This is a genomic window from Thermodesulfobacteriota bacterium, assembly GCA_035325995.1.
In the GTDB taxonomy this organism is placed as follows: Bacteria; Desulfobacterota_D; UBA1144; order Nemesobacterales; family UBA2774; genus JADLGH01.
In genome coordinates this window covers 345064-358319 of the sequence record DAOKYU010000003.1, presented here as the reverse complement: position 1 = coordinate 358319, position 13256 = coordinate 345064, and the positions used below count along the sequence as shown (strand labels likewise).

The following is a 13256-nucleotide window of genomic DNA, read 5'->3' as shown; positions in this document are numbered from 1 at the left end:
TTCAATATCGAGTCCTGCGCCGCCCTCTCAAATTTGATTTCCTTTGCTGCCATTTTCTTCTACCTCCTGGGAATTTTGGATTTGGGGGTTGGATTAATCAACTACGGCCAGAATTTCTTCCTCGCTGAGTATGAGGTAGTCTTCGCCGTCGATCCTGATGTCCGTACCGCCGTACTTGCTGAAGAGAATCTTGTCTCCCTTCTTGACTTCGAGCGGCTTGGTCGAGCCGTCCTCGAGGACCCTGCCGTTACCAACCGCTATTACCTTGCCCTCCTGCGGTTTCTCCTTTGCGGAGTCGGGAATGATGATACCGCCTTTGGTGGTTTCTTCGCTATCGAGTCTCTGAATTAAAACCTTGTCGTGTAATGGCCTTACCTTCATAACAAACCTCCTTCTATTTTTATAATAGTGTTATCTGAAATAAGACTGGCTGGAGTTCAGTATCTGTTTTTCTGTGTCTATTCTATTATAGTTATAGTGAAAAAAAACCGATTTTCCCATATTAAAATAACCACGCGCTTATCTTTGTCAAGTACAACCAAGCCAGTGTACCCAACGGATGAAATATTAAAAGGCCGGGGGTAGTCCTTGAAAAAATAGTGCAAACGGGATATGTTTTCGGCTTAATTATGCCTAAAGTTGGAATCATAGTAGGCAGCGATTCGGACCTGGGAAGCATGGAGGACGCCTGTAAAGCCCTCGAGGAGCTGGAAATAGAGTACGAGCTCAGGGTGGCCTCGGCCCACAGAACGCCCGGCAGGGTTAAAAGGTACGTCGAAAGCGCCGAAAAAAGGGGAATCGAGGTAATAATAGCGGGCGCCGGATGGGCCGCCCATCTACCGGGGGTGGTCGCATCTTATACGACCCTGCCCGTGATAGGCGTTCCCGTGGACTCGTCGCCCTTGAACGGGCTCGACGCCCTTCTGGCCATAGTGCAGATGCCGCCGGGGATACCCGTAGCCTCCATGGCCATAGGCAAGGGCGGGGCGAGAAACGCCGCCCTTTACGCCGGAGCCATACTCGCCGTAAAGTACCCGGAAGTGAACAAAAGGGTGAAGGAAGCCAGAAAACGCCTGGCCAGGAAGGTAGAAAGCGCGGCGAAAAAGCACGACAGGTAAGAACCGCAGGCCGTTGACTGAAGTAATAAAAGCCGAAGACCCGGGATCGCCGGAGCGGGCCGCCGGGGTTTTAGGGGAAGGGGGCGTTATCGTCTATCCGACGGAGACCCTGTACGGGATAGGTGCGCTCGTCACGAGCGACGCCGCCGTCGAAAGGATATTCGAGATAAAGGGCCGCCCGAAGGACATGCCCATACCGGTGCTCGTGAGGGACTTCGAGATGCTCGGGTCCATAGCCGAGGCGCCGCCCGCCGCCGAACGGCTGGCCGGGAAATTCTGGCCGGGGGCGCTTACCATAATACTTAAGGTGTCGGGAGAGTTGAACCCCGTTATAACGGCGGGGACCGGGAAGGTCGCCGTAAGGATCTCGGCCCACCCGTTCGTAAGGGCGCTCTTCGAATATATAGACGTTCCCATTACATCGACGAGCGCAAACCTGAGCGGCGCGGGTAACATATTAAAATCCAGTTACGTATACGAAACATTCCGTGGTAAGGTTGAACTTATAATAGACTCTGGTAACATTCCGGCCTCGAAAGGGTCTACAATCGTGGACCTCGCCGCCGGCTCCCCCCGAATCGTGCGAGAGGGAGACCTTTCATCCCGGGAATTAAAGGAGTATTTATAGAATGCCTACAGTCAGAGGGTTTAAGGGTATAAGGTATAACCCGGAGAAAATCGGGGACTTTTCGAAGGTGCTTGCGCCCCCGTACGACGTCATAAGCCAGGCGGAGCAGAAAGAGCTGCTCGCGCTCGATCCGCATAACGTCGTGAGGCTCGTCCTCCCGAAAGGTGATACGGACCTTAAATACGAGAGGGCGGCGAAGACCTTCAGGGACTGGTTCTTGGGCGACGTGCTCATACAGGACGAGGAGCCGTCGATATACCCTTATCACCAGGAATTCGAAATCGGGGGGAAGAAGTACACACGGAAGGGGTTCATAGCGAAGGTGAAGCTCGAAGACTTTTCCACGAAGAAGATACTCCCGCACGAGCTGACTTTCCCGAAGCACAAGCAGGACAGGCTCAAGCTGAATACGGCGTGTAAGGCGAACATGAGCCCGGTATTCTCCGTTTATTCGGACCCCGAGGGGGACACGGAGAAGGCCATAGAGGAGAAACTCGGGACCCCGATATTCGACGTTACGACGGCGGACGGCGTGAGAAATATACTCTGGAAGATATCGGACAAGGGGGTTATCTCGCGCGTGGCCGGGCGCCTCGAGGACACGAGCTTTCTCATCGCCGACGGGCATCACAGGTACGAGACCGCGCTCGACTACAGGAGAATCCAGAGGGAGAGTAACCCGACAGAGGAAGAGAAACCTTATGACTACGTGATGATGTTCCTCGCGCGCGGCGAGGGCGAGGGGCTCATTATCAACCCCACGCACAGGCTGGCTAAGAACATGGGCCGATACACGGCGGAATCGTTCCTCGCAAAGCTGGGCGAGTACTTCAACGTGAAAGAGATGGAGTTCGGCGAGGCCGTGTCCGACATAGGCCACGAGGAATTTACCGTCATAACAGGGGACAGGAAGAAAGCGTACAGGGTTTCCGTGAAGGACCGCTCGGGCGAAGGGTATTCGAGGCTCGGCGTCATGCTCCTTCACAAGATAGTTTTCAAGGACATACTGAACGAGGAAGAATCCGGGGTTTTCTACACGAAGTTCCTGGAAGAGGCAGTCAAACTCACGGGGAGCGGGGAATACCCGCTCGGCTTTATACTCCCCGAGCTCAAGGCCGGCGACATATTCGACGTCGTCCGCGACGGCGAGAGGATGCCGCACAAGACCACCTATTTTTATCCGAAGATACTCTCGGGCCTCACTTTCAACCCGCTCTGGTAAGCGGCCGGCCGCTTTCGAGGCAGCCGATAAGCCGGGTTCGTCGCGGGGGAGGATAAATTGATTTATAATTTATCCGACCCGGGGGTGCGGAGCCGCGTTCCCGAGAAAGAAAGAAGAGAGGCAAAGACATGACCGGGACACTTATAGTTCTTGCCGTTATAGCGGCGGTAGCGTTCGCTTTAGTCGGGATTTACAACGGGCTCGTCAAGCTGAGGAACATGGCCGAGCAGGCATGGTCGGACGTGGACGTTCAGCTAAAGAGAAGATACGACCTCATACCGAACCTCGTCGAGACCGTGAAGGGATACGCATCCCACGAAAAGTCCACCTTCGAGAGCGTGGTCGAGGCGAGGAGCCGGGCCATGCAGGCCACGACACCAGAGGCCAAGGCCGAGGCGGAAAACTTCCTCCAGTCGACGCTCAAGAGTCTCTTCGCCCTTTCGGAGGCATATCCGGACCTTAAGGCGAACCAGAATTTCCTCGAGCTCCAGGCCGAGCTTTCGAGGATAGAGGAGCAGATACAGCTCGCTCGCCGTTATTACAACGCCGTCGTCAGGGACCTCAATACGAAGATAGAAACGGTTCCGAGCAACTTCGTGGCCAACATGTTCGGCTTCCGGAAGAAGGAGTATTTCGAGCTCGATTCAGAGGCCGAGAGAACCGCTCCGAAAGTAAGCTTCGGCCAGTAAAAAGGCCCTCGGGGAGGCCCCATCTTACATGACTAAAGCGCGCGCCGCTCTTATAATCCTCGCCCTCGCCTTCTTTGCCGTCCTTATGCCGGCGGCCGATGCGGAGGAGATAAGGAGCTTCCATTCGGACATATACATAGACGAGAGCGGGAGCCTCACCGTCGTCGAGGACATAGAGTACGACTTTCAATATGCGGAGAGGCACGGCATATACAGGTACATCCCTTATAAATACGATTACGGTTACAAGCGTTACAGCATAAAGATAGACGTTAAGGATGTGACGGACTTCGACGGGAACCCTTATCGGTATAAGGTGAGCACGGAGGGTTCGGTGGTAAACATCCGGATAGGGGACCCGGACAGGACCGTAACCGGGGTGCACGGGTACAGGATCGAGTATACAGTGAGGGGGGCCGCGGCGTTCTTCGAAGACCACGACGAGCTTTACTGGAACGTGACGGGGGACGAGTGGAGGGTGCCGATAGAGAAGGCCGGCGCCAGGGTATATCTCCCCGAGGGAGCGGCGGGAGAAATCAAGGCGGAATGTTATACGGGCCACCGGGGAGCGACCGGCAGGGACTGCACGGCGTCCGCGACTGACAGCGAGGCGGAGTTCGCCGCCACGCGCGCCCTTTGGGCGGGAGAGGGCCTTACCACCGTGACCGGGTTTCCGAAGGGGACCGTAAAGGAGCCCTCGGGGCTCGAGAAATTACTCCGGCTCCTTTCGGACAACTGGTATTTCGTCCTGCCCTTCGCGACGTTCTTCGGGATGTTCTACATCTGGCGGACGAGCGGACGCGACCCCGAGGGAAGGGGCTCCGTAATGGTAAGGTACGAGCCGCCCGAGGGATTCACCCCGGCCGAGGCGGGGACGCTCATAGACGAGAGGGCGGACGTCGCGGACATAACGTCTACAGTCATAGACCTCGCCGTGAGGGGATATCTCAGGATCGAAGAGGAGACGTCGACGAAATTCTATTTCTTCTCGGACAGGGACTACAAGCTCATAAAGACGAAGGAGGCCGCGCAGGGGGAGCTCAAGCCCCACGAGAAGAAGGTGCTCGACGGGATTTTCAAGACCGGCGGCGAGGTGGAGATCTCGGACCTCAGGAATAAGTTCTACAGGGAGCTGCCCGGCATAAAGAAGTCCCTTTACGACGAGCTGGTCGGAGGCGGATACTTCCCCGGGGACCCGGAGAAGGTGAAGGGGATTTACAAGTGGGCGGGGATCATACTGCTCATAATAGGCTTTGCCCTCTTTACGAACTTTCTGCTCAAGATTTCGATCGCCCTCTCGGGCGTGATAATACTCGCGTGGTCGGGATCCATGCCGAGAAAAACGAGGGAGGGAGCGCTCGCGAACGAAGAGCTCCTCGGCTTTAAGGAATTCATCGACAAGGCCGAGAAAAGCCGTATCGAGGCGCTCGCGAAGGACGACCCTACCCTCTTCGACAGGGTCCTGCCCTTCGCGCTCGTATTCGGGCTCGAAGAGAAGTGGGCCGACGCGTTCAAGGACATATACAGGGAGCCGCCGGGCTGGTATTCGTCGCCGGGATATGCGAATTCCTTTACGCCGAGGGTTTTCGCCGCCGACATAGGAAGGAGCCTCGGGGTGATGAACAGCACGTTCGCGTCCGCCCCGAGGAAGTCGGGCGGGAGCGGGTTCGGAGGGGGCGGGTCGAGCGGAGGCGGATTCGGAGGCGGAGGAGGGGGGTCGTGGTAGGAAAGAAACGGCCGAGGTGCCCGCTCATCCCGGCTCTTTCATGTGGAGAAGAAAGAAAAACCAAGGAGAAATCGCCCCATACCCCTCCGGCTTCGGCGCAGCCTTCGCCGCGACAGGCCTTTTTCCAAGGGGGGGGTTCAAGAGCAGAGACGTCAGTCGGAGCTAAGGTGAAAATGGCCAAGTCTCTTGCCATGCCGGGTGTCTGCGGACACTGTCCACCCCCTTTTTAAAAGGTGCCCCCCAGAAAACAAAGGATAAAAACGAGATTCTGAAACAAGTTCAGAATGACAGAAGTGTGGGGTCGCGGCTTACAGCCGCGGCGTCGGATTCGTGCACGCGTGGCGTGCTGGATTCCCGATACAAGCATTCGGGAATGACAAACATTGAGAGTTGAAGTCAGGGGGTTTCATCGAAGAGCTCTCTTATTTTGCGGTCTATGGTTTTGTACGCGAGGTCGGCGTCGGGGTTGTCTTCGCTCCTGTAAAATTCCCCGCCGTCGTGGACGAATCTTATAATCCCCTTTTTGTCTATCAGTATGCTCGACGAGGTGTAGGAGCGCCGGGCGACGTCGAGCCAGTACGCGTTTATGACCTTCCAGTCCCTGTCCTAGGCTACGGGGAACCCGAACCCGAGCCCCTTCGCCGCTTTAAGGACGAGGGCGTCGTCCTTCGTCCTTTCGGATTTCGGGTGATGAATCCCTATGACCACGAGCCCGTCGCCGCCGTACTTCCCGTGGAGCCCGGCGAGGGCCGGAGCCGTATTTTCGCAGTAGGGGCAGCCGACCAGCCAGAAGCGTATGAGGACGACCTTGCCCCTGAGGTCTTCGATGCAGAGGGGCCCCGAGTTGAGCCACGTGAGCCCGGAGAGACCGGGAGCCGGTTTGCCTATGAGCTCGGCCCCTTCGGTGGGCTGCCAGAGATTCTTGCCGTCCTCACCGCCGGACGCGGAGAAAACAGGCGTTATCAGGAGAAGGGTCGTCAGTATGAGCGAATACGGTATCTTGCAAAACGGAAGCGTACGCATGCAGGGATTAATTATACACGCCCGCTATGGCTTTCCCGGCGTTGGAACCGGCATAATTTGGTATTGAAACAAAACTGCATGAGGCATAGAATTAGGGAAAAGCGGCCCGGACATGGGCCCGACGCAAGGCCGACAGTGGTACGCAGAAAGCTCGCTCAGGCATAAGGAGACGGGGATTCTCCGAAGAAGCCGGCTCATACCATCCGACGACTACGATTCCCATACCCGCCGGCAAAGTTTGCCAGATTCAGATGTCAGACGGCGTATATGAGTAAACTTTACACAGGGCAGGCGAAGAAAACGGATACGCCTTCGGGGCAGGCTGAAGGAAAGACCTCTTCAAAAAAGGAGTCCCGTACCGGTAAGGACCTTTCCTATAAGTCCTTTTACGAATTCAGTCCGTTCATGTATTTCACCGTGGACAGCAGCGGAATAGTTATCGCCGCGAACTCGACCAGCACGTCGGGCCTGGGTTTTTCCGAGGAGGAGCTCGTGGGGAAGCCCGTTCTCGATGTATTTCACCCCGGCGACAGGGAATGCGTGGCCGAGAGGCTTAAAATCTCCTTCGACAATCCCGGTATCGAGTACAGATGGGAGGCGCGGAAGGTCAAAAAGGACGGAAACGTTATATGGGTCAGGGAAAATGCCAAGACCATCCGGACCGAGAGCGGAGATGGATTCGCCAAGATCGCGTGCGAAGACATAACGGAGCAAAAGATGGCCCTCTCCATGCTGAACATCGAGAAGAAGGTGTTCGAGAGCATGGCCGGAAACAACCCGCTTTACCGAACGCTTGAGCTTATATGCAGCGAGATAGAAAAGCTGGCGAACGGGATGCTCTGCTCGTTTCTGATTATAGATGAAAGCGGGAAGCGTCTCAGGCATGGCGCGGCCCCGAGCCTACCGGAAGGGTATGTGAGAGCCATCGACGGTTCAGAGATAGGACCCGCTACAGGCTCGTGCGGCACAGCCGCATACCGAAAGGCCCCGGTTATAGTGACCGACATAGCCGAAGACCCCCTCTGGGACGAATACCGGCATCTTGCCCTCGAACATTCGCTCCGTGCGTGCTGGTCGATACCGATAATCTCGTCCGAAGATAAGGTTCTCGGGACGTTCGCGATGTATTACAACGAGCCCCGGGCGCCGGTTCCGGACGAGCTGGTCCTCGTCGACACGGTCGTAAGGCTGGCGACTGTCGCTATAGAGAGAACGACTGCAAAGGAAATGGCAACTCACTTCGCCGAGATACTCGAAGAAGCCATCAACGAGATATACATATTCGACGCGGGGACCTTCAGGTTCCTCCAGGTCAATAAGGGCGCGAGGGATAACCTGGGATATACGCTCGAGGAATTGAGAGAGATGACGCCCGAAGACCTGAACCCCGGCCTCACGCCCGATTTCTTCAGGAAGCTGGAGCCGCTCGTTCACGGCGGAAGGGAGAAGATGAGGTTCAATTGCGTCCACCGGAGAAAGAACGGGACGAAATATCCCGTAGAAGCGTATATGCAGCTGTCGAACTACAAGGGGCTCCGGGTGTTCGTAGCGAACGTCATAGACATGACCGACCTCAAGAAGACGGAGGAGGAGCTCAAGCAGCACGTCGAGCGGCTTTCGAAAAAGAGCAGGTACGAATCTATAATAAGGGCCGTCACCGAGAGCGTTCACAGGTCGCTCGACCTCGGAGAGGTTTTCGATAACGCCGTCGACGCCCTCAACAGGAACGTGGAAGGAGCGACGAACGTCGTTATTTTCATGGTGGAAGGCACGGACGCCGTGATGAAGGCCAACAGGGGCCACTCGGCCCGGTATGTGAAGAGGGTTAAAAGGGTCCCGTATCCTGTCGGAGCCACGTGGAAAACCATCCTCGACAGAAAGGCGAGATACGTATCCGACACGGACCTCGACCAGACGATCGGCCCCGCGGGAAAGGAATTCGGAACGAAGAGCTATCTGTCGATGCCCATATGGTCCGACAACCGGACCGTCGGATGCATACACATACACTCACAGGAAAAGGACGCCTTTTCGGTGGAGGACCTCGACATGCTCCAGATAGTGGCGAGGCAGCTCGAAGTTGCGATAAATAACGCGAAGCAGGCAGAGGCGCTCAGGAAATCGGAGGAGGACATAAAGCAGAAGCTCGGCGAGCTGTCGAAGAAAAAGAGGTACGAGGAGATACTGAGCGCGATAACCCGGAGCGTTCACAGCTCGATAAACCTGGACCAGGTCATGGAGAATGCGGTCGACACCATGCACCGGAGCATCGAGGGAACGGACTTCATATCCATCTATTTCGCGGAGGGAAACGAAGCCGTGATCAAGGCCCACTGCGGCTACCCGGAGTGGTTCACTGAAAAGATGAAGAGAATACCTCACCCCCTGGGCTTCACGTGGAAAACGATAATCGAGGGTGAGGATATATATTGCCCCGACATAGAAAGCGACACGGTTATCGGGGCCGCGGGAAGGGAGGCGGGGACGAAGAGCTACGCATCGATGCCCATAAAGCACATGGGAAATACTATAGGGTGCATCAATATCAATTCCCTCAGAAAGAACGCCTTCGACGAAGAAGAGCTTAACCTTCTGAAGCTCATAGCCTCGCAGATCGAAATAGCCGTCAATAACGCAAAGCACGCCGAGGCGCTTAAGGAATCGGAGGAAAGGTACAGGACCCTCTTCGAGCAGACTCCCGTCGGCGTATACACGTACGGCCAGGACCTCGTCATCACGCAGACCAACGAGCGCCACGCGGAGATCATGCAATCCTCGAAGGAGAAGATAACCGGCCTCGACATACACGACCTCACGGACAAGTCGTTCAACGAGATACACGAGAAGGCCGTACGCGGCGAGAGCGCGAGCAGGGAGGGATTTTACAGGTCGACGACGGGGGGCGTTTCCCTTTACATAATGGTATCCACCGCCCCGCTCCGCGACGCGTCGGGGAACATAATAGGCGGGATGTCGGTCGTCGAGGATATGACGGAGAGAAAGAAGGTGGAAATCGCTTTCCTTCAATCACAGCAGCAGTACGAGAACCTCGTCAATACAGTAGACGGTATAGTCTGGGAGGCGGAGCCGGAGTCCTTCAGGTTCACGTTCGTAAGCAGGCAGGTCGAGCGCATACTCGGATACACCGCGGAGGAGTGGCTCGGGAACGATGGATTCTGGACCGAGAAGCTACACCCGGAGGACCGCGAGAGGGTGGTGAGCTATTGCAAGACCTCGACGGAGTCGCTCAGGGACCACGTAATCGAATACAGGATGATAGCGGCCGACGGAAGGGTCGTGTGGATGAGGGATATTGTCAGCGTCGGGGTCGAGGACGGAAAGGCCACGGGCCTGAAGGGGATAATGATAGACATAACCGACCTTAAAAAGGCCGAGGACCTGTTGTTCGAAAGCGCCGAGAGATACAGGACGCTCGTAGAGAATAATTACGACATAATAGTGGAATCGAGCGAGGAAGGGAAGTTCCTTTACCTGAGTCCTAATTTCAGGGAATCGCTCGGCTACGACCCGGACGAGCTGCTCGGGAAGAGCATGTTCGGAAACGTCCATCCGGACGACACCCCGAACGTGATGAAAGAGTTCAGCAGGATCATAGCCACCCGCTCCCCGGGGAAGACCGTATTCAGGCACAGGCACAGGAACGGGACGTGGAGGTGGCTCGAAAGCTCGGGAAGGGCGTTCGAAACCGCCGCGGGGGAGCTCCGGTACGTGGGCATATTCAGGGACATAACGGACAGGAAGAGATACGAGGACGAGCTTTTCAAGGCGGAGAAGCTCGAGTCCCTCGGGGTTCTCGCGGGCGGGATAGCCCACGACTTCAACAACCTCCTTACCGTGATACTCGGGAACATTTCGGTCTCCAAGATGCACCTAAAGTCCTCGGACAGGATATATACCAGGCTGACCGAGGCGGAGAACGCATCCCTCAGGGCGAGGGACCTCACTTCGCAGCTCCTGACGTTCTCGAAGGGCGGGGCCCCCGTGAAGGAGTACGTGCATACCCTGGGGGACCTCATAAGGGACACGGCCTCGTTCGCGGTGAGCGGGTCGAAGGTGAGATGCGACTTCGATATAGCCGACGACCTCTGGCCGGCGGAGGTGGACGGGGGGCAGATAAGCCAGGTTATACATAACCTGGTTATAAACTCGGACCAGGCCATGCCGGACGGGGGAGTCATAACCGTAAGCGCCGCGAACACGAACGGGAAAGGGCCGGAGTGCGGAGAGGATGGAAATTATATAAAAATATCGATCGCCGACAGCGGGATCGGCATGACGGAAGACCTCGTGGAGAAGATATTCGACCCCTACTTTACGACAAAACAGAAGGGGAGCGGGCTCGGCCTCGCGACGGTGTATTCGATAGTGAAGAACCACGACGGGAGCATAGATGTGGAGTCGGAGATCGGGGTGGGGACGAAGTTCGACGTATACCTTCCGGCGGCGGCCAGAAAGGCCGCGCACATGGACGGAGAGAGCGGGCTCAGGAACGGGGAGGGGAAAATCCTTATAATGGACGACGAGGAGACGGTGAGGCAGGTGGCCGGGGATATGATGAAGCGCCTCGGGTACAGAGTCGAAGCGGCGGCGGACGGGCAGGAGGCAATAACGAAATATCTGGAAGCCAAAGAGGCGGGAGAGCCCTTCGACGCCGTTATGTTCGACCTTACCGTGCCGGGCGGCATGGGAGGAAAGGAGGCGTTCACGAGGCTCCTGGAAATAGACCCCGGAGTGAGGGCTGTAGTTTCGAGCGGCTATTCGAACGATCCCGTCATGGCGAAGTACGACGAGTACGGATTTAAGGGCGTGGTTACGAAGCCTTACAGCATAGAGGAGCTGAGCAGGGTGTTATACGAGGTACTGATCGGGGAGGACTGATACATGGCCTTACCCCGAAGGCGGCGGACGGCCCCGGCGTGGGAGGCAGACTTCACCCGCATTTCCGCCCCCCGGTTGAATATGCTCCTTTTTCCTATATACTAGCTCTTTTCCGCCGCTGACGGCGGCTGTTCTCAGCTCAATTTTATGGAACCCAGATACATAAGAAATTTTTCTATTATCGCGCACGTGGACCACGGGAAATCCACGCTCGCGGACAGGCTGCTCGAATTTACGGGGACCCTGTCCGAGCGGGAGAAGACCGAGCAGTTCCTCGACAAGATGGACCTGGAAAGGGAGAGGGGCATAACCATAAAGGCGCAGGCCGTGAGGATCTATTACACGGCCGACGACGGGATAAGGTACGAGTTTAACCTCATAGATACCCCCGGGCACGTCGATTTCAGCTACGAAGTGTCGAGAAGCCTCATGGCGTGCGAGGGGGCGCTCCTGGTCGTGGACGCCTCGCAGGGCGTAGAGGCGCAGACCGTCGCGAACGCATACCTGGCAGCCGACGAGGGGCTGGAGCTGATACCGGTCATAAACAAGATAGACCTCCCCTCTGCCGACCCGGAGAGGGTCAAGAAGGAGATAGAGGACGTTATAGGGATAAGCGCCGAGGACGCGATACCGGCGAGCGCGAAGGTGGGGACGGGTACGAAGGATATACTGGAAGCGATAGTGAAGCGGATACCCGCTCCCGAGGACAAGTCGGGCCTGCCGCTGAAGTCTCTCATTTTCGATAGCTGGTTCGACTCGTACCAGGGCGTGGTGATGCTTATAAGGGTGTACGAGGGGAAGATCAGCCTCGGTGAGGAGATAAAGTTCATGTCCACGGGGAAGACCTTCGAGGTGAAGAAGCTCGGGGTATTCTCGGCGATGGCGGTCGAGGTGAAAGAGCTCGGGACCGGAGAAGTCGGGTTCGTGTCGGCGTCGATAAAGGACATAAGCGAGGCCAAGGTCGGCGACACGATAACGAGCGCGCTCCGGCCGACGGAGAAGCCGCTCGCGGGATTCAGGGTGATGAAGCCGATGGTGTTCAGCGGGCTTTACCCTATCGACCCCGGGGATTACGACAAGCTGAGGGAGGCTCTCGAAAAGCTGGGGCTTAACGACTCGTCGCTGGTATACGAGCCCGAGACGTCCATAGCGCTCGGGTTCGGATTCAGGTGCGGGTTCCTCGGGCTCCTGCACCTGGAGATAGTAAAGGAAAGGCTCGAAAGGGAGTTTGAGCTGGAGCTGATAACGACCGCGCCGACGGTCGTTTACAGGGCGACGGACAAGAAGGGAGAAGTCACGTACGTCAACAATCCGAGCGAGCTCCCGACGCCCGACAAGATAGAGATGATCGAGGAGCCTTACGTAAAGATATCGATACATACGCCGAATACCTACCTGGGGGCGATATTCGACCTCTGCATAAAGAAGCGCGGCATGCAGAAGGATATAAGGTACATAACGCAGGACAGGGTAATCATAGAGTACGAGATACCGCTTTCGGAAATAGTGTTCGATTTTTACGACAAGCTGAAGTCGGCCACGCGCGGGTACGCGTCGATGGATTACGAGCCTATCGGGTACCTGCAGTCGAGCCTTATCAAGCTCGACGTCCTCGTGAACGGCGATCCGGTGGACGCCCTTTCGATAATCGTCCACAAGGAGAAGGCGTTCGAGAGGGGACGGGAGCTTATAGCGAAATTGCGGAGCCTCATACCGAGGCAGCTCTACGAGGTCGTGATACAGGCCGCCATAGGGAACAGGATCGTCGCCCGCGAATCCGTAAAGGCCGTGAGAAAGGACGTTACGGCGAAGTGTTACGGCGGGGACGTCACCAGAAAGAGAAAGCTCCTCGAAAAGCAGAAGGAAGGAAAGAAGCGCCTTAAGCAAATCGGGAAGATCGAGATACCGCAGGAGGCCTTCCTCGCGGTCCTCAAGACCTGAGCGGCCCTGC

The 13256-nt window shown here is 56.5% G+C and carries 9 protein-coding genes; 7 read left to right on the top strand and 2 right to left on the bottom strand.

Annotation, left to right across the window (positions count from 1 at the left end):
• Positions 1-93: 93 nt before the first annotated feature.
• Complete coding sequence (gene groES, locus PKC29_06525; protein HML95067.1) at positions 94-381, bottom strand: co-chaperone GroES; 288 nt, start codon at positions 379-381, stop codon at positions 94-96.
• Positions 382-629: 248 nt separating this feature from the next.
• Between groES and purE the strand changes: the two genes are divergently transcribed.
• The 5 genes from purE to PKC29_06500 all read left to right on the top strand — a co-directional run bounded on the left by purE (position 630) and on the right by PKC29_06500 (position 5383).
• Entirely contained in the window at positions 630-1118 is a 489-nt protein-coding gene (purE, locus tag PKC29_06520; protein HML95066.1) for a 5-(carboxyamino)imidazole ribonucleotide mutase, read from the top strand.
• Positions 1119-1131: 13 nt separating this feature from the next.
• Entirely contained in the window at positions 1132-1746 is a 615-nt protein-coding gene (locus PKC29_06515; GenBank protein ID HML95065.1) for an L-threonylcarbamoyladenylate synthase, read from the top strand.
• 1 nt (position 1747) lies between these two features.
• Positions 1748-2968 carry a DUF1015 domain-containing protein gene (locus PKC29_06510; protein ID HML95064.1) on the top strand — a complete coding sequence of 407 codons (1221 nt, stop codon included), beginning with the start codon at positions 1748-1750 and terminating at the stop codon, positions 2966-2968.
• 128 nt (positions 2969-3096) lie between these two features.
• Positions 3097-3657: a LemA family protein gene (locus PKC29_06505; protein HML95063.1), complete on the top strand. Its 561-nt coding sequence runs from the start codon at positions 3097-3099 to the stop codon at positions 3655-3657.
• 28 nt (positions 3658-3685) lie between these two features.
• Positions 3686-5383 carry a DUF2207 domain-containing protein gene (locus PKC29_06500; GenBank protein HML95062.1) on the top strand — a complete coding sequence of 566 codons (1698 nt, stop codon included), beginning with the start codon at positions 3686-3688 and terminating at the stop codon, positions 5381-5383.
• 606 nt (positions 5384-5989) lie between these two features.
• Here PKC29_06500 and PKC29_06495 read toward each other — a convergent pair.
• A complete protein-coding gene (locus PKC29_06495) occupies positions 5990-6406 on the bottom strand; it encodes a redoxin domain-containing protein (GenBank protein HML95061.1) in 417 nt (138 codons plus the stop codon).
• 267 nt (positions 6407-6673) lie between these two features.
• Here PKC29_06495 and PKC29_06490 point away from each other — a divergent pair, with 267 nt between their 5' ends.
• Both PKC29_06490 and lepA read left to right on the top strand, forming a co-directional pair.
• A complete protein-coding gene (locus PKC29_06490; protein HML95060.1) occupies positions 6674-11305 on the top strand; it encodes a PAS domain S-box protein in 4632 nt (1543 codons plus the stop codon).
• Between the two features lie 147 nt (positions 11306-11452).
• The gene (gene lepA, locus PKC29_06485; GenBank protein ID HML95059.1) at positions 11453-13246 is read left to right on the top strand and encodes a translation elongation factor 4; all 1794 of its coding nucleotides are present in this window, start codon (positions 11453-11455) and stop codon (positions 13244-13246) included.
• Positions 13247-13256: the final 10 nt, after the last annotated feature.